Source organism: Sphingomonas sp. 320_CC, assembly GCF_059691795.1.
Genome location: NZ_JCAWAE010000001.1, coordinates 413,415 through 431,737, shown reverse-complemented (window position 1 = coordinate 431,737; position 18,323 = coordinate 413,415). Strand labels below are relative to the sequence as shown.

The following is an 18,323-nucleotide window of genomic DNA, read 5'->3' as shown; positions in this document are numbered from 1 at the left end:
CGGGCGCATTTTGTCATGGCCCTTACAAACGTCGAATACAGCTTGGCTACGGCCTGAGGCTTGTGTGTGATGCTAAGTTCTGTTGAACGCCGAATGTCGATGTACAAAACGCACGTATCGATCAGTTTAAAGGCCTACGTCTTGGTATTTAGATTGGGAAACGTAATGGCACCACCGCTAGAATGGGCAACGTCCTAGTGTTCGTTGCCGTTACGACAAAGATGTTGGCTAAAATCGTCCCGACCTCGTCGGACAACTCTAAACTAAGCTCTAGCAACGTTTTCATATGTCGATCCAACATCCTATCGTATTCATCACAAATCCGACCGTAGGCACGGAGAACAAGCCAATCGCGATAAAGGCGGCGATCGCACCTACATTGAACATGTGATTCTTACGCCGCGTGATTTTACTGTTGATGGAGATTTGCACTTCTTCTAAATCCCTGAAGTATGATTCCGTCGGAACGTCACCGGTTTGTACATAGGCCGCCCAAACATCGTTCTTGAACTTATTCACGGTCAACTCGGCAATGTCCCCGAAGAACGGCAAGTTCTGAAAGTTGCCCTTAGGATCGTCCCTAAAGATTGATGTTTGAAGTTGCGGCAATAACGACGCTATCGCGACGGTAGCCGCAACGATGAACAAAGGCAGCGCCGCAAGGGTGACGTAGTGATAGCCCGAAGGGATAGGCTTACCCGACGAAAGAAGATTCACGATGCCTACGATCCAAGCGGATGCGAAGGCCAAGAGCGCAGCGTTCTTCGCTTCTGCGAACCGCAGCATGTCCAACACCCGCCCCAACAGCGCAACGGGCAGCTTGTCGTAGGCTTCGTCGCGCCCCTTAGCTTCTGGCATGAGTGCCCTCTCCCACCGGACGCTATGAGCCTCGCCAACCCTAAATGTCAGCGGGAATGATACAGCCATCGTCCAGCCGGGCTGGCAAGCGACCTTTCGCTTGCATCGTCGCAACGATGTCCGCGTGCGGATCAGCGTGATATTTTAGGTTGCTGCCGAATATATCTGCACGCAGACATTTTGCGACGACTAATTCAATATCGCGAATGAGGTCAGTTTCGTAATCGAGATAGTATTTTTCGTAATTTTTGGAATCATACACGTCCGGGGCCGCGCCGTGGATCACCGCGCCCCTCACACGCATGAGTAACCGTAGGCGATCTTCCGGTATCGAAGCATCAATCGTATCGCGCACAAACTTCACTGCGGCGGCGGTGTGGCCGTGTGCCGCGCCAACCAAGGAATCAAGCGACATGCATAACAAAGGAAAACGCTCCCTTGGATCGAGGATCCACGCTCGGTAAAAATATTCCAACGCCTTCACCCGCTTGCGTGAATGAAGATCATCCGCGTCCACGAGCACGGCCAACCGGTTAAGCCACGCATGATCAGCTGCAGTCAGTACGATATTGTTCACCATCGGCGGAGTGTGCGGTTCATTGCCCATGGACACGCTACAATTGCCGCCAGTCATTGTGCAGCGACCTCCGAACATTGTGCGTCCAGAATGCATATATCGTTCGCGCGGCAGGGTCAGCGCGACCGCCCCAAGGATCGCCGCTGAGGCTTTCCTAGACACTTGAAGCAAAGGTGACCGCACGCCGAGCCAAGTAGCTGTTGGCCGCTTGATCCCGTCCCAACGTACTATCGGCGGAAACTGGGACAGATCAAGGTCAGCGGTCCGAATGCCAGCGAGCAAAAGGCTGGGAGTGAGATCAGCAGCGGACGCGATAAAAAAACGGGAACACTCAAACTTTGCTTCAACGCGGATGGGGACCAGCGGAAATAGGGTTAATTCATTTACAGGGTTGAACAGCGCGGAATCTGCCAAAGCGTATGCCAGCGCCAGTTTGCTCGGTAATTCAATTTGATCGGCGTATGAGCAATCGTGCCGCCGTCGAAGCTCGCCGTCGCGGATGTGCCAAAAGTTTTCGGTGAGGAACGACGTAACGAGCGACCACAGGTCCGTCAAGGACATAGCGTGCGCCGTTTTGGCGGATGAACAACAGCGCGCGGATATATTCCTTTCGCCTAGCGAAGATTTCAGTGCCCAGGCTGGAAAGACGATCCCACGCCGGTGCATTTGGCTTATGGATGATGAACGAACTAAGAGGCGTGTCACCACTCGCGTAGATCGCCGATAAGACCTGTTCGATAGCTGCGAGGTGGACTGCTTCTGCCATGTGGATTGAGGTAGCACTGACAATGCCGATGACCTAGCCTTCGAACTAGGAGCCGCAACGAACAGGAGCGATAATGCCGGCGCGACGAACGACGTGAGCGTTTGGTGACGCGGCGCAATGATTTTCAGCGCGAAACATTGCTTGCCCTTCAAGACGTCTCACAGAAACTGCTGCGCAATACGGGCGCATCGCTCCATCAGGACGTTGTAGCACACAGGGCCACAGGTAAATGGCAACGGCAGCAGCTTCCCGATGACCTATCAAACGATCATCTTCGACTGAACACGCAAACGATGTTGCTCGCGAGCAGGGTTCGAGATGATGAGGTCAGGAGGTTAGCGGACGGGCTTCGCACTCAAACGGCAGTCGTCGGCTTATCGAGCGATGAACGCGAGGCGGAAGGCCGTATGATGGCTGCTGCCGACACGCAAAGCGCGCTGATCCAGCGTATTGGTGAAATCGTACGCGGGTTGGATGAAGCCGACTAACGTCACTTACCGCCCAACTGATCGGTCACTGCTTGTCACAGACCGTCATTCCCGGTCACTTGATCGGTCAGCAATTTGGTCACTGGTGGATTGCCGCAAACCGAAAAATCGGCAGAAAATCAACCTTTCTCAAGGTTGACTGGCGGAGACGGAGGGATTCGAACCCTCGGTACCAGTAAACCCGGTACGGCGGTTTAGCAAACCGCTGGTTTCAGCCACTCACCCACGTCTCCGGCTGCAGCAGATGCGGGGCTATAGCGAGGGTGGGCGGAAGGGGCAACGCCTGTAATGGCGTCCAGCGCGTTATTCGTCATTCTCTAGACCCGGCCACCTCTTCGTCCCGGCTTAGCCGGCCATTCACTCGAATTAGCTCGAATTCGACAGGCTCGCGCCCATCGTTCATTGCACGGCAAGCCCTGCGCTGGTTAACTCGTTGCTTAGGGGTTAACCCGTGGCGCAGCGGTTGACGGCCCTGCTTCAGGGCGCCTTCTGTGTTTGCGATGGGTTTGGGGATCGACATGCGTAGCTTCTGGCTTGGCCTTGGTGCCATTGCGACCGCCGTTTGCGGGAGTGCCGTGGGTGGCGCGGCGAGCGCGTCCGCGCAGGTCCGCACGATCGATCCCAACCAGGCGATCGACGGCGATCTCGCGCCGCGCGCCTATCAGCCCCCCTCGCGTCCGCAGGCAACGCAGCCGTCGCGCCCGGCCGCACCGGACCCCGCCTATCCGGAGACCCCGGTCCAGGACTCCGCGCCGCCCGTCACGACGACCAACACACGCCCCCCGGAGACGCGCGCCGAGGCGACGATGCAGGCCGCCGATACCTATGAGCGCGACGATCTGCTCGCGGCAGGCGAAGGCGTGTTCGGCAAGGGCGCCGCCGGGCTGGGCGGGCTGCTGGAGAAGATCCTCAAAGACCAGGGCCGGCCCAATGCGTATATCGCCGGGCGCGAGGCCTCGGGCGCCTTCATCCTCGGCGTCCGCTACGGCTCGGGGATCATGAGCCACAAGGTCGAGGGCCAGCAGCCGGTCTACTGGACCGGTCCGTCGGTCGGCTTCGACGTCGGCGGCGACGCGAACAAGGTCTTCGTACTGGTCTACAACCTCTACGACACCGAGGAACTCTACAAGCGCTTCCCGGCAGTCGAGGGCCGCCTGTACCTCGTAGGCGGTTTCGCCGCGACCTATCTCCGCCGCGGCAACGTCGTCCTGATCCCGATCCGCCTTGGCGTCGGCTGGCGCGCGGGCGTGAACGTTGGGTATATGAACATCACGCACAAGAGCAGGTGGTTGCCGTTTTAGGCGCAGTCGGAGTCAGCCGGCCACGCCCGGCTGACTCCGACAAGCCCGGCCGGCGGGGCAAGGCCCCGTCCGACGACGTGGGCTTTGCCCACGACGCGCGCCCAAACAACGACTTCGCTCGTGGCGCGACTCCAAAGCCAAGCCCAAAAGTTGACGCCCGCCCCGCAAACGCTACCCCCGGCAAATGGCAAAACCCGACCGCCTCGCCCGTCTAGACGCCCAGCGCGAAGACCTCGAAACCGACTACCGCGAAACGCTGATCGCAGCGCTCGAGAAGACCGCCGCCGGTTCGCTGGGCCTGTTCGACCGCACCCCGGACCGCCGCGTCCGCGCCGCGATCGCCCCGACGATCGACGCGCTCACGGAGATGGGCAGCGACATCGACTCCATGCGCGACCGCCTGATGCTCGAACCTTTCGCGCTCCACCGCGACTTCTTCGCCGCCCGAGGCCCGGTCAGCGCCAGTGCAGTCGGCGAACAGAAGGAAGCGCGGTTGTGGCTCGACAGGCTGAAGGCGGGCCTGCAGCTGTAAATCTCAGCCGCCCGTCATCCTGGGTCGAGCCCAGGATGACGGAGCGTTTGGGACATACTGCGATCGGAGGTAATTTTACCCCTCGAACCGCCACCCAACATTGGTCCCCGCGAGAAACGGCACCACCGCCGTATCCCCCGCGCCGACCGAAGCCGGCACCTCGACGTCGCCGCGCACCAACGTCACCGTCCCCTCGTTCAGCGGCAATCCGTAGAACCGCGCGCCATGCTCCGACGCAAACCCCTCGAACTTGTCGAGCGCGCCCTCCTCGTCGAACACGCGCAGATACGCTTCCAGCGCGAACGGTGCGTTGAAGATTCCCGCGCACCCACACCCGGATTCCTTTGCCCCGACGACATGCGGCGCGCTGTCCGTGCCCAGGAAGAACCGCGGCGACCCCGACACCGCCGCGCGCCGCACCGCCTGCCGATGCGTCTCGCGCTTCAACACGGGCAGGCAATAGGCGTGCGGACGAAGCCCACCGTCGAACAGCGCGTTGCGGTTGATCAGCAGATGCTGCGGCGTGATCGTCGCCGCGATTGGGTGATCCACCTCGGCCACGAACGCAGCCGCCTCGGCCGTCGTGATATGCTCCAACACGATCTTCAGCCCCGGATAGTCGCGCACCAGCGGCGTCAGCACGCGCTCGACGAACACCGCCTCGCGGTCGAAGATGTCGATCGACTTGTCGGTCACCTCGCCGTGGATCAGCAGCGGCATGCCAATCCGCTGCAACGTCTCCAGCACCCCGGTCAGCGCGCGAATGTCGGTAACACCGTGCGCGGAGTTGGTCGTGGCGTGCGCGGGGTACAGCTTGCACGCGGTGAACACGCCCTCGACGTAGCCACGTTCGAGCTCGGCCGGATCGGTGCCGTCGGTGAGGTAGCACGTCATCAGCGGCGTGAACGCAGCATCGCCAACCGCCGCCATGATCCGACCCCGATACGCCTTAGCGGCCTCAATCGAGGTCACCGGCGGGGTCAGGTTCGGCATGATGATGGCCCGCGCAAACTGCCGTGCGGTATGCTCCGCGACCGCCTCCAGCATCGCGCCATCGCGCAGGTGGACGTGCCAGTCATCGGGGCGGCGGATCGTGAGGCGGTCGGTCATGCCGCCTTCCTATCGGCGGACGTGCCCCGACGCCAGACGGACGGACGCGGGTTTTCGTCGCATGGGCGGATGCGGCCTTCGGTCGGGATCATCCCTTGGTTGGAAATCGCCCCGCACGCACTAGGTGGTATGGATGAACACTGATCCCCCCAGAACGATGCTTGCCGACCGCAGCGTGATCCGCGTCGCCGGCGAAGACGTGCGCGGCTTCCTGCAGGGACTGGTCACCGCCGACACCAGTTTGCTGACGCCGGACGCGCCCGCCTGGGCGGCGTTACTGTCGCCGCAAGGCAAGGTGTTGTTCGACTTCATCCTGTGGGCCGATGGCACCGACGTGCTGATCGACGTCGAGGCCGCGCAAGCCGACGCGTTGACCAAGCGCCTCTCGCTCTACCGCCTGCGCCGCGCGATCACATTCGCGCTCGACGATCTCGCAGTCCATTGGGCACGGGATGGCGACCGCGGCGTTCCCGATCCTCGACTTGCGGACCTGGGTCGTCGCTGGCTTGGGCCACCTGCCGAGCCGGCAACAGACTGGCCCGCGCACCGCCTGTCGCTCGGCGTGACCGAAGGCGTCGGCGAACTCGGCGCGGGCGAGACGCTATGGCTCGAATGCAACGCGCGCGAACTGAACGGCGTCAGTTTCACCAAGGGGTGTTACGTCGGCCAAGAAAACACCGCCCGGATGCACCACCGCTCGAAGGTCAATCGCCGGCTGATCGTCGCGCCGTTCACCGAACCGAGCGGACGGACACGCGTAACCTATCCCGAACTCGGTCTGATGGTGGAGCATCGCCGCGTCGAGGCACTTGGCGACGCGATCGTTCCGCCCTGGCTGGCCACTGCGCTAACGGAAACGTCGACCGGCTGACTCGCTCACGGACGCGCGCGAGCCCAGTCCGCAGCGTCCGTTACCTGAGCCGGTGACGGCGTCACGCCCGTATACAGCACGAACTGCTGCAACGCCTGGAGCGTGGCCACCTCCGCCCCGGTGATGCAACGCTTGCCAGCATCGGCCGCAGCTTTCAGAAACGGCGTCGCGACCGGATATTGCACCACGTCGAACGCCACGGTGCAGGCCGCGATCATCGGCTGCGGAAAGGCCAGTACGTCGGCATCCGGCCCGGTCATCCCGCGCGGTGTGGCATTGACGAGCAACGCTGCCTCACCCTCCGGTTCCGCCGCCCAGGCAAAACCATAGCGATCCGCGATCGCGCGCCCAGTCGCCTCGTTTCGAGCGACGACGGTGCCATCGCGAAAACCACTGTCGCCTAGCGCCGCCGCGACCGCCTTCGCCATTCCGCCGGATCCTTGCACCACGAACGGCATCGCCCGATCGAGAGCCGCAACCAGATCGACGACCGCGCCGTAATCGGTGTTGTGCCCGGTCAGCACGCCGTCGTCGTTGACGATCGTGTTCACGCTGTCGATCGCGCTTGCCGACTGCGCCAACCCGTCGAGCATCGGGATCACCGCTTCCTTGAACGGCATCGAGATCGCGCACCCGCGAATGTCGAGCGCCCTGATCCCGCCGATCGCCGCTTCCAGGTCCGTGGTCGAGAAAGACTTGTAGACGAAATCCAGCCCGGCCAGATCGTAGAGCCGGTTATGGAACCGCGACCCGAAATTCCCCGGCCGCGCCGACAACGACATGCACAGCCGCGTGTCCCGTCCGATCAGCGGTTTCATCTGCATCTCCTCGTTCACTCAGCCCCAGTATAGCGTCGATACGCCAGGGTGAAGGCGCGAGCGTCGCAACGACGCTCCCACACGGTATCCAGCCAGAAGATATGTTCACGCGAAGGCGCAAAGGCGCGAAGCTGTCGGCTCCGGGCGAGACGCTGCGCCCTGACGGCTCAGGCGCGAAAGCACTGAAAAGATTCAAGAGGCAGGGTAACCCCACCCCCCGCAAAACCCTCTTCGCGCCTTTGCGCCTTCGCGTAAACATATCGACGTTCCGCTCAGGCACTGCCGTATCGAACAGAAGGTTTGTTCGCGCGGAGACGCGTAGGCGCGGAGATGGATCGCACCGGGGAAGCGCACCCGCGCAAGCGGCCTAGGATCATCGGCTTCGCCAAAAGCAGGATTGGCTGAAGGTACGACCGCATGCTCCAGCACTTACTCTCCGCGCCTCCGCGCCTCCGCGCGAACAAAATCAACACTCGCCCAATCCAAGAACTTTCGCGATCGACCCCTGCGCGCGAAGCACAAAAGAAAAGGGAGGCCGGCTTGCGCCGACCTCCCCAAACTTCATTCCGTAACCGACCCAAGAGCCAGTTGGCGAAAGTCTTACTGGCCCGAACCCGGACCGTAGGTGACTTCCACGCGACGGTTCTGCACTTCGCGAACGCCATCGGCGGTCTCGACGCGCGGACGGCTCTCGCCGAATGCTTCCGTCGAGATGACGCTGTCCGGGATGGCATGCGAAGACAGGTATGCCTTCACGCCATCTGCGCGGCGCTGCGACAGACCGACGTTGTAAGATGCCGAACCCGACTTATCGGCGTGACCTGCCAGCATGACCTGTGCGTTGCCGCACGACTGGTACTGCGTGACGGCGTTGTCGAGGATCGACGCTGCTTCAGGCGTGATGTCCGACTTGTCCCATTCGAAGAACACGATGAACGGACCAGGCGAGCAGACGACTTCGACCGGCGCAGGCGGCGGAGGAGGAGCGACTGGCTCAGGCGGCGGCGGCGGCGGCGGCGGCGGGGGAGCAGCAGGCTCGCCGAAGTTGTACGTCACACCACCAAGGATGCTGTGCGAACGATAGCGACCGTCGAACACGCGGTTCGAAACGTCGACCAGCTTGACGTTCTCGGCGTTGAAGAAACGATACTTCAGCGTCGCGTCGATGTGGTCGGTCAGCGGTGCGCGGATACCGGCCAGGCCCTGATACGCGAACACGGTGTCCGAGTCGTTCAGGAAGTCGCCGTTGTTGTTGAGAGCGTACTGCGCCTTGACGCGAGCAACACCAACACCACCGCCGACGAAGCCCTGGATGCCATCGTCCGGACCGAAGTCCAGAAGGCCGTTCAGCATGAAGCTGAGCGCCGACGACGAACCACCAGCGTAGTCGTAGCTGTTTGCACCCGCGTTGCCACGAACGCCGGTTGCACCGAACACAGGCGTGGTCGTCGACGACGAGTAGCCGTCCACGGTTGCCTTACGGTAGCCGACTTCGGTTTCCAGACGGAAACCACCAAAGTCGTAACCCATGACCGCATCGACGTCATAACCATAGTCATGATCGACCGAACCGGCCTTATTCAGGTTGCCGATATCATAATCGATATCTTCAACGATCATCGCACCGCCTTCGACGCCAACGTACCACGACTTGTCGCGGGCGAGGGCGGGAGTGGCAAGTGCGGTGGAGGCGAGTGCCAGAACGACGGCAAGCTTCCGCATATAAATCCCCTTTCATGAGTGTCACACGGACATCGCAAACTCCCTATCCTCGGGCTTGTTTCCACGCAAGCTGACAAAAGTTAGAAGTGTTGCTGGAACGACACAGTTTTCAGGGTGTTCTAGACGGAAATCAATCCGTGCCCCCGCAATGCTGCCAATATGGCACCAATCGTCGCTCTCGACTGCACGTCGACGACGGTGCCACCCGCCGGGTCGGGAACCGCCGGACGACGCGGACCCACCACGTCGACTCCGCCGATCGAGACCTTGGTTCCGGCCAGCACCCCCAGCGTCCACGCGCCCGCACCGAACCGGGCCGACTGTCCATCGGCAATGCTCCACACCGCCATGCCCTCGCGCGGCACCAGGAAACGCCACCCGCTTGCCGTCCACCCGGCGATCGCTCGCGCCTGCCCCGCCCAGCCACCGGTGGGCGCGGTCCCGACGATCCACGCGCTGCCGGTGGTCGGTGTGGCGGGCGGCACATTGGTTCCCACCGCCGTCACGCTCGCCTGCACCGCGAGATCCAATAATGTCAGCGCCTCGTTATGCGTCGCTTCCTTTTGCGCCTGGCCAGGCTGCAACAATGGCAATGCCAGACGCGCTGTGCGGTCGTCGCTCATAATTCGTTCCCCCGTTGGTGAATCACGCCGGTACGATCAGTTCCGGTACGATCAGGTTGGCCGCGAGCGACTCCCCGAACACGCCACGCTGCCGGACTGCGATACTCACGGAACCGACACGTTCCGCCGCCGTGATCGAGACAAAGGGTTCCGCCACATCGGCACCGCGCGAGGTTCCGCCGGCCGTCACGGTCACCCGGTACGCCTCGACCTCCTCGGCCAGCGGCGCATCGACCCCGTCGATCCAGCGCCACCCAGCCCGGCTGCGCCGCGTCCAGCGTACCGTGGCACTACCATCGGCTTCGCTCACAAACCGCAGATGCACCGGCGAAGGCGGCACCACCGAAGCCCCGCGCATCACGCACCGCGTCTCGAACGGCGCATCATCGCCGACGCCGGACGCGATCACACGAACCTCACGTCCCAGCACCGACACCGGCAAATCGAACGCCCGAGCCGCCCCCGCCTCGAGCAACACGAACCGATCCCCGACCATCTGCGCGCCAGCCGCCGCCTCAGTCCCCCGCCGCCCCCGCAGCAACCGGCTCAGCCGCCACCGCGCGCCACCCAGCGGTTCCGCCCGCCCGATCTGGACCAGCTCGTCCCCAAGGAGCGCCAGGTTCACGCCGCGATCAAGCGCCGCCGCATCCGCATCCCCGAGTTCCATGCCGGCATGCGCAAGGACCACCTCGAACGCCCCCCGCAAATCGACAAGTGTCGCCGGTGCACTGGATGCCACAACCGCAATCGTCCCAAGCACCCCAGGCGCAGCCGTCGCCCCGGCCGCCACCCAACTCACCCCATCATCAACGCTGTAAAGCAAGGCCGCCTGCCGCCACGCCGCCCCCGTACCGCCCGCAACCACCGTCATCCGCGGCGCGCTCAACGGAGACTCCTCGAGTCCGGAAACCTCGAAGGCCCGCACGATCGTAGCCCCGACGACTGCATCCACAGCTCCCGAAACCCGCCCGCTCGTCGCAGTCGTCGTTAGCGAAGCCGCCACCAGCAGCACCAGCCCCAGCGTCGTCACCATTGCCTCGATGTTCACATCGGCCACCCGCCAGACGCCGCCCTCGCCAGCAATCGTCACGCAAGCCCCCGGCGCAATCGCCATCGCCTCGAACCCGGCCGCAATCGTCCGCCGCACCCGCCCAGCCTCAGCCCGCGCGAGCATCGCCTCCGCCACAGTCTTCGCCGCGCCCGCCTCCAGCACCGCCGGCACCTCGACGCGGTCATCACGCACACCCGCCCCCGGCCGCTGCGCCCGCTGAACACCCGCCTGATAATCCCGCGCCGCATCATAATACCCGACGGTCACGGTCCGCGGCACAGTCTCGATCGCCGCCACAGCCCGAGCCCGCCGCACGCCCTTTCCCTCAACCGCAAACCCCTCGTCCGCCACGACCACGGTAGTCCCTGCGACATCGCGCATCACCAACCCGGCTCCGGAAGGCGCAAACCAGGCCCCGCCAGCCTGCCCCAACATCTCCAACACTGCCCGAACGCTCCCGCCCGATGCCGCGAACCCGCCAACCGCCAGCGCCGCCGTCCCCGAAACCTCCCCCGCCAGCGCCCTCGCGATCGTGGACACCAGCACCTGCCCCTCGTCCGCAATCACCTCGAACGTCAGCGAAGGGATCCGATTCCCGAAATCCGCCAGCTGCAACATCTCGAAAACAGCATAAGCCGCCCCCCGATACGCCGGCGTCGCCGCCCCCTCCGCGGACGCGATCAACGGATCCACAGCCTGATCCTCGCCCCCCAGATGCAACCGAAACCCGGTAGCCGTCTTGAAGTCCCCAGCCGCCCCCCGAAGCAGTTTCCCCTCGGCCCAGATCCGCCCAACGCCAAGTATAGCCCGAGCCGACAACAGCACCGCAAACGACGCCGCATAGGAGTAGGTGGACGTACTCGGCTGCCCCTTGCCCGACCGAGACGAAGCGCGACTCTCGATCAGATCGGTCGCCCAGATCACCGTCCCCGCCACGCGCATCGTCCCGAACAGCTTCGGGATTTGCGCCCCGTAAGACGAAGTCTGCACCGCCAGCTCGACCAGCCGCGGCCCTTCCCGCCGCTTCGGCCCGAACAGCGCATGATCCACGGACTGCCCGATCAACGCACCGATCGCGCCCCCGATCGGCCCGCCCACCGCGCTCCCCACGGCCGTCAATACCAAGGTCGCCATCTCACACCCCCATCCGCCACACACCGATCAAGGGCCAAGGCGGCATCCCCCGCCGCTCCACCACGCGCCGCAACCCCGCGTCCGCATGCACGAAGCCGCCTGCGGTCCTGATCCCCAGATGAATTTGCCCAGGCCCCGCCGCCATCAACAGCACGTCGCCTGCTGCGGCTTCGGCAACCCGCACCAGCATCCGATCGAGCAAACCCCAATCGCCACCCCGCAGCGCATACCCGCTCGGAACTTCGCCGAGATAACCCCCAGCCCGCAACGCCAGCGCGACCAACCCGACACAATCGAGCCCATCCGCCCCCCGCCCATGCAACCGAAAACGCGTTCCCACCGCCGCGACGGCGGCGTCCGCGATCCGGCTCAAGCCCCAGGATACCGCGTCAGCAGATCGATCCCCGGCAAAAACGGCTCCCCCCGAAAGTTCACCGCATTCCCAAACCGCCCCGCACAGGTAGCGAGACTCTTGTCACACCCTTCCACCACCTCGACGAGCGCACCGACTTCGACCACGAAAGCCGGCACCGCCCGCAAAGTCACCGTCACCCCGGCACCCCGAGCGACCGCGCTCTCCAACCCACAATTCGCGCGCCCGAACCAGCGCAACAGCCCACCCCCAAGACCCTCCGCGCTCGAGTCCAGCGTCACCACCGCCCCCTCACACGCAACAACCCGAGCAAACCGCCGCCGCCCCGCCATCGCCACCCGACACCGCCGATCGCCCAGCTCCGCCCGACACTCCGGCGAAGTCTCCTCCACCACCGCCCGATCCAGCGCCGCACTCGCCCCCCGCAACTCGGCGGTGAACCCCGCATCCCCCAGCTCGACCGCCCCAATCACGCCCTCACCCAGTTCCACCCGAGAATCCGGATCGGTCCAGTCCACCGCAAACAGCACCACCCGAGCCCCATCCCAGCGCCCCGCCAACAAATCCCGCTCGCCGATCGCGGCAGACGTCAAAGCCCCCGCCACATCCATTGTATCCGCCTCCAGCCCGTCACTCCGCTGGATCGCCGAAGGCGTCATCCCCGGCGCAGCGCGGTGCACCAGCCCATTCACCACCAGATCCCGGTCATGCGCGGTCAACCCCACCGCCACCCCATCCCGCCGCTCGATCCGCCAGCACAAGGCGATCGTAGCCAGCTCAGCATCCAGAAACATGAGCGTCTCCTCCAAAACCCCTCTCCCCTCCGGGGAGAGGGAGGGGCCCGCGTGCCCTTGCGCGTGGGAGGGAGAGGGGCGTGAGGCTAGGAACACCCGCCCCAACTCCCCTCACCCTTCCGTCGCCAAGAGGCTCCTCCCTCCCTCTCCCCTGAGGGGAGAGGGCCTAAGCCTCCCGCACCTCGACCAGAGGCACACTCGCCGCCACCCCAGCCAGGAACGTAGCCCGCGCCACACTCAACCGATCCTCGGCAAACCGAACCGGCACATCGAACGCGAACCCCGCCGTCACCACCGCCCCGAGAGCAGGCGCCACATCCAGGACCACCCACCCCCCAGCCTCCACGGAAAACGCCAAACTCCCAACGCCCCCCACAGCCACTGAAACACTCCCCGCAACGGGCCGCGTAATCCGCCGCTCCATCGCACCGTACGACTTCACCAAGGCAAACCGCCGAGCCACCCCATCGCCAACCCCAACGACCTCCCCGACAGCGTCGAAGTCGAAAGGATCCCGCAACCGAAACCCCCTCGCCGCCCCCATCCGCGCCCGAAAGAACGCGAGCAGCACCCCGATATCCGCCTCGCTCCGCAACCCAGGCCCCACATCATACGACGTCCGAGCCTCGGCCCACGCCGCATTCCGAGCCTCCCGTCCCCCCGCACTCGTCAAAATCGCCGTCGAGAATCCAGGTGCCACCTCGGCCTCGCGCCCCAGCTCCAACGGAAACAGCACGTCATCGAAAGCCTCCACGACCTCGTCTCCCCCGTCAGTATCAAAATGCACGAACCCATCCCGCATCACCTGCGGCAGCGCCCAGAGGAACGTCTCCGCCACCCCCCGAGCCCGAGCCACCTCGGCGGCCGCCTCGATCAGCCCCCACTCCGCCGCCTGGTCAGGCCGCAACACGAACCCGGATAAGTAGTGCTGCCTCTCCACCGGATACCCCAGCCGCGCGAAAGCCACCGCCACGCCCTCGGCCGACGACGCAGAATCCCCCGCCGTCACCCAGTCGTAATCCTCCAACTGCAACACATCGAACGCAGGGCTAGCCCACCCCACAGGCATGTTCGCCCGCTTGGCCTCCGGCGCCTTCGCCTCCAGCACGGTCGGCAGATACGTCAGCAGATGCGACACGCAGCCCGGCGCGGCCCCTTTAGCAGCGGCTATCAGCGCCGCAGTCGACGCCGCCAGGCAAACCCCCGCCGCATCCAGCGTCGCGATCTGCGCTGGCGTCTTTGACCTACGAATGCTCGCCATCTCGACCGGCGCAAACGCCACCACCGCACTCGCATCATAGAAGCACGGCCGCCCATCCGGCATCACCCACCACCAAGGCTCGCCCACCTGAAACTTCGGCGCCAACCCCGCCGCGACCGCGATTCCCATGAACGCCCGCGCGACCGCCTGCAGATACCCCATCGCCCCGCCATGCGCCGGCGACAACAACGTCGAAGGCGGCTCCCACCCCGTCAGCGCCGGCGCACCGTCGGCCGCCCGCTGCTTCCAGTCGTTCCAGCAATGCGCATCGAACAGCTCGTAGCTCAGCGACCAGATCACGTCATAGCCAAGCGCCTTCGCCCGCGCTGCAAAATCCCGGTGCCAAGCCGCACAGGCAACGTTCAAGACGCCCCCAACCGCCGAAACGTAAAACCCGCCCCCAGCCCCCTCGAGCCGGAAATAATGGCTCATCCCGACATAATGCGTGATGCTTCCCCGGTACCCCAGATGCAGCGCATTCCGCAGCAACCGCGCCGGCGTCAAATTATAGCTGTCGTCATACCCGCCCGCGATCCGAACCTCGTGCTCCGGCACGACGGCATCGCCGATCCCCAGCACCGACCCCGGCCCCTCGCAGACGAGATCGGTCCACTCGACCCACCCCTCGCGCGGCCCGGCCAGCGGAACATCGACCTCGGTATACTCCGGCGGCACCACCGATACGAACATCCGGTCAATATCCCCCGCCCACACCGGATCCGCATCCTCGGGCAGCTCATACCCACCAACCATCGCCCCGAAATCGAGCGAAACGACCGCATCCTCCGGCGTCCCCACCGCGCAATTCCACAACCGCACATACCAGGACCGCGCCACCCCCGCCGCATCCCGCCCCTCGATCGTCAAGGTCGGGCCGTTAATGGCATCCAGCGCCATCACGCCGCTTGAACGCCACCGAAAGTGCAGCCGACAGTCCCGAAAATCGCGCGAAGTCTCGTACTTCAGCAAAGGATGATCGAAGCGATCCACCGCCTCCCAGATCACTCCCGCAAGATCATCCGCCCTGTAAAAGACCGCATCCACCCGCAGCGAAGCGGGACCGACAGTCACCACCGAAGCCATCATCGGCCTCGGAAAATCCACCGTCCAAAACCGAGGATCGAACCGCGAAACAAGCCCCTCGACCTGCACAGTCCGCTCCGAGCAAAGCCAATGCGCCATAAGGATCTCCTCACTATTCCCTCGCCCCTACGGGGAGAGGGAGGGGCCCGCGCGCCCTTGCGCGTGGGAGGGAGAGGGGCGTGAGGCTAGGAACCCCCGCCCCAAAGCCCCTCACCCTCCCGTCGCCTGCGGCTCCTCCTTCCCTCTCCCCGAAAGGGAGAGGGACAAGGTCACTCCACCGCCAAAGCCGCCTTGACCGCCCGAGCCACCTGCCGGCTCGACTGAGCCAGCACCCCAGGCGCACTCCCCCCGGCAGCATTCACGGTGATCGCCACCCGCACCTCGCGCACGCCACCACCCCCAGCCGCCTCAACCCGCCCGCTAGAGGTAGGCACGAAAACCTCCGCCCCCCGCTCCCCCACGACATAAGCCCGCCCCGGAGAAACCGGCCCACCAGTCGCCCGCCCAGGCAACCCACCAACCAGCCCCGCCAGCGCCCCACTCAAACCCCCACCACGCAACACCGACTGCACCCCAGCCTTCAAAGCCGCCGAAGCAATCGCATCCAGCGCCGACAGCGCGACCCCCTTCAACTCCTCGAACCCCAGTTTCCCAGACCGAACCGCCCGCAACAGCCCCGCCTCCAACCGAAGCGCAGCCCGCTCCGCCTCAGCCCCAAGCACCCCCTCCAACTCCCCCCGCATCGCCTCGACATCACGCGAGAACCCGTTCGTATCCGCCCGCACGCTCACCAGCGCCGCATCAAGATCATCCATCAGGAAAAGCCCCCCTCAACCGCGCGATCGTCGAAGCATCCGGCGGCGCCGTAACGTCCCCCCCCAAAGCCCCCACGACCCCCGCCAATTCCGCCGGCGTAGCCCGCCAGAACACTTCCGGCGCCCACCCCAACACCGCCCCCGCAAAGCCAGCCAACCGCCCGGCATTCTCGGAAAACGTCACTTCCCCGCCAGGATCTGCCGCAACAGCCCCCGCAAGACCGGCGTCACCGCCGCCAGCCCAGCCTCGACAACAGCCTCCCCCAACCGCTCCCGAGTAACCCCCTCGGGACACTCGCGCAGGCAATGCCAGAACAGCCCCACCATCTCCCCGATCCCAAGCTTCCCCTCGGCCGCGCGCTCCACCAGCGCAAACAAAGGCCCCAACTCCCCCTCGGCCGCGACCAAAGCCGCAAAGCTAGGCCGCAAGACAAGGGTCTCCCCCCCAACCCGAAGAGACCCCTCCCCCCGAACCGGATTCGCCAAATCACCCATCAGAATGTCTCCAAAACTTCCCTCGCCCCTCCGGGGAGAGGGAGGGGCCCGCGCCCCCTTGCGCGTGGGAGGGAGAGGGGAGTGAGGCACGGAACCCCCGCCCCAAGACCCCTCACCCTCCCGTCGCAAGCGCTCCTCCTTCCCTCTCCCCAGCGGGGCGAGGGAAAGCCGCTACCCCACAACAACAGCCCCGGAACTCTCCAGGCTAAGCGTATAAGACCGCTCCCCGTTGAAATCCCCGGCATAGTCCAGCCGAGACACCAGGAACTTCCCCGTCATCGTATCCCCGCCTTCGAACGCCAGCCGATAATCATCGAGCACGCCGGTCAGCGCGCTACCCTTCACCCGCAACTCCGCCACCGACCCGGTAAAAACCCCGGCCCCCGAAACGGACACACTCCGAACCCCAGCCCCAGACAACAACTGCCGCCACCCCCCAGAATCCTTCGTGGTGACAACGATAGCCTCCCCATTCACCGACATCTGCGTCGTCCGCAGCCCCGCCACCGTCGCGTAGACCACCGGCACCGCCCCGTTCCCCACCTTCAGCAGGAACGCACTCCCCTTCTCCACCGCCATGTCCGTCTCCCCCAAAACCGTGCCACTCAGCTCTCGCGGTACATCCGCACCAGAAACTCCGACGTCCCCCGCCACCGATCCCCGACCCGCAGCACCCGAGACCGCACCAGCGCCAGCCGAACCACCCGCCACCCCTCACCAAGATCGGGCGGCAGCGCCTCCAACCCCTCCTCGGCAGCAGCCAGCAAGGAACGCACCCGAACCGGCCGCTCCCCCCCATCGAACAGCGTCAGCAGAACGCGCCCCTCCCGCCCGACCCAGGTCTTCGTGCTCCAGTCCGACAACACCGGCTCGTCGACCACCGCATACGGCAGCCCCCCACGAACCGGCGGCGCGTCGAACACGCTCACGTCCAGCACCGCGTTCAGCCGAGCGACGATCGCCGCCTGCAAGACCACCCGCCCACTCACGAATGCACCCCAGCGGACAGCCGCATCCGCCGATAAGGCCGCCACAAAGCCGCCACCGCAGCCGGCGGCGCCACATCGCTCTCCCGGTGATCGAACAGATGCGCGACCAGCATCGCCACCCCCTGCGCGATCGGGGCGGGCACCGCATCGAAACTCAGCGCCAGCCCCGCCGAATACGCGACAGCCACCCGCCCGGCCGACCCAGCGGCAAGAACTCGAACCCACCCGACCCCATCCGCATCGATATCGACCGCATACGCCCCGACCGCCAACACGAACGGCGCCCCCTCGCCAGGCAACCCGGTCAGCCCGGAAATCACGGTAACCGGCGCGACCAACAACCGCCGCCACCCCGCCGCACTGGTCACCACATCCTCGAACGGCCGCACGATCACCGCCGCCCCCAGGAAAGCCTCCCCCAGCAACAGCGCCGTCGACGCCAACCGCGCGAGCACGACGTCCTCCCCGCTCTCCACCCGCAACAAAGCCCTAGCCGCGACGACCACCTCAGCGATCACCCCGGCAGAAATCGCCGACCCCGTCATAACGATGTCTCCAAAACTTCCCTCGCCCCTCCGGGGAGAGGGAGGGGCCCGCGCGCCCTTTGCGCGTGGGAGGGAGAGGGGAGTGAGGCTCAGGACGTGAATCCCAACCACCCCTCA

General features: G+C 64.8%; 20 protein-coding genes and 1 tRNA gene. 4 read left to right on the top strand and 17 right to left on the bottom strand.

Features of this window, described 5'->3' with window-relative positions; translation table 11 throughout:
• Positions 1 to 282 precede the first annotated feature (282 nt).
• Together AC59GX_RS02000 and AC59GX_RS01995 are read right to left on the bottom strand one after the other, a co-directional pair.
• A complete protein-coding gene (locus AC59GX_RS02000) occupies positions 283 to 858 on the bottom strand; it encodes a Pycsar system effector family protein (protein ID WP_426282536.1) in 576 nt (191 codons plus the stop codon).
• Positions 859 to 898: 40 nt separating this feature from the next.
• Positions 899 to 1,990 (bottom strand): hypothetical protein, encoded by a 1,092-nt coding sequence (locus AC59GX_RS01995; RefSeq protein WP_497300699.1) that lies wholly within the window; start codon positions 1,988 to 1,990, stop codon positions 899 to 901.
• Positions 1,991 to 2,305: 315 nt separating this feature from the next.
• Between AC59GX_RS01995 and AC59GX_RS01990 the strand changes: the two genes are divergently transcribed.
• A complete protein-coding gene (locus AC59GX_RS01990) occupies positions 2,306 to 2,689 on the top strand; it encodes a hypothetical protein (protein WP_426282538.1) in 384 nt (127 codons plus the stop codon).
• Between the two features lie 140 nt (positions 2,690 to 2,829).
• Here AC59GX_RS01990 and AC59GX_RS01985 read toward each other — a convergent pair.
• Positions 2,830 to 2,922: transfer RNA gene (locus tag AC59GX_RS01985), tRNA-Ser, on the bottom strand.
• Positions 2,923 to 3,207: 285 nt separating this feature from the next.
• Between AC59GX_RS01985 and AC59GX_RS01980 the strand changes: the two genes are divergently transcribed.
• Both AC59GX_RS01980 and AC59GX_RS01975 read left to right on the top strand, forming a co-directional pair.
• On the top strand, positions 3,208 to 3,990 hold the full coding sequence (locus AC59GX_RS01980; RefSeq protein ID WP_426282539.1) for a DUF1134 domain-containing protein: 783 nt from the start codon (positions 3,208 to 3,210) through the stop codon (positions 3,988 to 3,990).
• 184 nt (positions 3,991 to 4,174) lie between these two features.
• A complete protein-coding gene (locus tag AC59GX_RS01975) occupies positions 4,175 to 4,522 on the top strand; it encodes a hypothetical protein (protein WP_426282540.1) in 348 nt (115 codons plus the stop codon).
• Positions 4,523 to 4,597: 75 nt separating this feature from the next.
• On the opposite strand, the gene pyrC is transcribed toward AC59GX_RS01975, so the two are convergent.
• Positions 4,598 to 5,632 (bottom strand): dihydroorotase, encoded by a 1,035-nt coding sequence (gene pyrC / locus AC59GX_RS01970; RefSeq protein ID WP_426282541.1) that lies wholly within the window; start codon positions 5,630 to 5,632, stop codon positions 4,598 to 4,600.
• Between the two features lie 133 nt (positions 5,633 to 5,765).
• Between pyrC and ygfZ the strand changes: the two genes are divergently transcribed.
• Positions 5,766 to 6,503 (top strand): CAF17-like 4Fe-4S cluster assembly/insertion protein YgfZ, encoded by a 738-nt coding sequence (gene ygfZ / locus AC59GX_RS01965; protein WP_426282542.1) that lies wholly within the window; start codon positions 5,766 to 5,768, stop codon positions 6,501 to 6,503.
• 5 nt (positions 6,504 to 6,508) lie between these two features.
• Here the strand turns inward: ygfZ and AC59GX_RS01960 are convergent, their stop codons facing one another.
• The 13 genes from AC59GX_RS01960 to AC59GX_RS01900 form a co-directional block, all read right to left on the bottom strand.
• Positions 6,509 to 7,327 (bottom strand): shikimate 5-dehydrogenase, encoded by an 819-nt coding sequence (locus tag AC59GX_RS01960; protein ID WP_426282910.1) that lies wholly within the window; start codon positions 7,325 to 7,327, stop codon positions 6,509 to 6,511.
• Positions 7,328 to 7,921: 594 nt separating this feature from the next.
• Positions 7,922 to 9,043 carry an OmpA family protein gene (locus tag AC59GX_RS01955; RefSeq protein ID WP_056060954.1) on the bottom strand — a complete coding sequence of 374 codons (1,122 nt, stop codon included), beginning with the start codon at positions 9,041 to 9,043 and terminating at the stop codon, positions 7,922 to 7,924.
• A 119-nt stretch (positions 9,044 to 9,162) separates the two neighbouring features.
• Positions 9,163 to 9,666, bottom strand: a complete 504-nt coding sequence (locus AC59GX_RS01950; protein WP_426282544.1) for a DUF2793 domain-containing protein — start codon at positions 9,664 to 9,666, stop codon at positions 9,163 to 9,165.
• A gap of 22 nt (positions 9,667 to 9,688) precedes the next feature.
• Positions 9,689 to 11,851 carry a phage tail protein gene (locus AC59GX_RS01945; protein ID WP_497300696.1) on the bottom strand — a complete coding sequence of 721 codons (2,163 nt, stop codon included), beginning with the start codon at positions 11,849 to 11,851 and terminating at the stop codon, positions 9,689 to 9,691.
• A 1-nt stretch (position 11,852) separates the two neighbouring features.
• The gene (locus AC59GX_RS01940) at positions 11,853 to 12,224 is read right to left on the bottom strand and encodes an NlpC/P60 family protein (protein ID WP_426282546.1); all 372 of its coding nucleotides are present in this window, start codon (positions 12,222 to 12,224) and stop codon (positions 11,853 to 11,855) included.
• Complete coding sequence (locus AC59GX_RS01935) at positions 12,221 to 13,018, bottom strand: phage/gene transfer agent baseplate hub protein (RefSeq protein WP_426282547.1); 798 nt, start codon at positions 13,016 to 13,018, stop codon at positions 12,221 to 12,223. The genes AC59GX_RS01940 and AC59GX_RS01935 overlap by 4 nt, the downstream gene beginning before the upstream one ends.
• Before the next feature lie 166 nt (positions 13,019 to 13,184).
• Positions 13,185 to 15,461, bottom strand: coding sequence for a DUF2460 domain-containing protein (locus AC59GX_RS01930; RefSeq protein ID WP_497300694.1), 2,277 nt, complete (start codon positions 15,459 to 15,461; stop codon positions 13,185 to 13,187).
• A 170-nt stretch (positions 15,462 to 15,631) separates the two neighbouring features.
• A complete protein-coding gene (locus AC59GX_RS01925) occupies positions 15,632 to 16,180 on the bottom strand; it encodes a tail tape measure protein (protein ID WP_497301311.1) in 549 nt (182 codons plus the stop codon).
• The gene (locus tag AC59GX_RS01920) at positions 16,170 to 16,361 is read right to left on the bottom strand and encodes a phage tail assembly chaperone (protein WP_497300692.1); all 192 of its coding nucleotides are present in this window, start codon (positions 16,359 to 16,361) and stop codon (positions 16,170 to 16,172) included. Before AC59GX_RS01920 ends, AC59GX_RS01925 begins: the two co-directional genes overlap by 11 nt.
• Positions 16,358 to 16,672, bottom strand: coding sequence for a gene transfer agent family protein (locus AC59GX_RS01915; RefSeq protein WP_497300691.1), 315 nt, complete (start codon positions 16,670 to 16,672; stop codon positions 16,358 to 16,360). Before AC59GX_RS01915 ends, AC59GX_RS01920 begins: the two co-directional genes overlap by 4 nt.
• 171 nt (positions 16,673 to 16,843) lie before the next feature.
• Complete coding sequence (locus AC59GX_RS01910) at positions 16,844 to 17,251, bottom strand: phage major tail protein, TP901-1 family (RefSeq protein WP_121886983.1); 408 nt, start codon at positions 17,249 to 17,251, stop codon at positions 16,844 to 16,846.
• A 26-nt stretch (positions 17,252 to 17,277) separates the two neighbouring features.
• Positions 17,278 to 17,661, bottom strand: coding sequence for a DUF3168 domain-containing protein (locus tag AC59GX_RS01905; RefSeq protein ID WP_353465119.1), 384 nt, complete (start codon positions 17,659 to 17,661; stop codon positions 17,278 to 17,280).
• Entirely contained in the window at positions 17,658 to 18,206 is a 549-nt protein-coding gene (locus tag AC59GX_RS01900; protein WP_497300689.1) for a head-tail connector protein, read from the bottom strand. The genes AC59GX_RS01905 and AC59GX_RS01900 overlap by 4 nt, the downstream gene beginning before the upstream one ends.
• Positions 18,207 to 18,323: the final 117 nt, after the last annotated feature.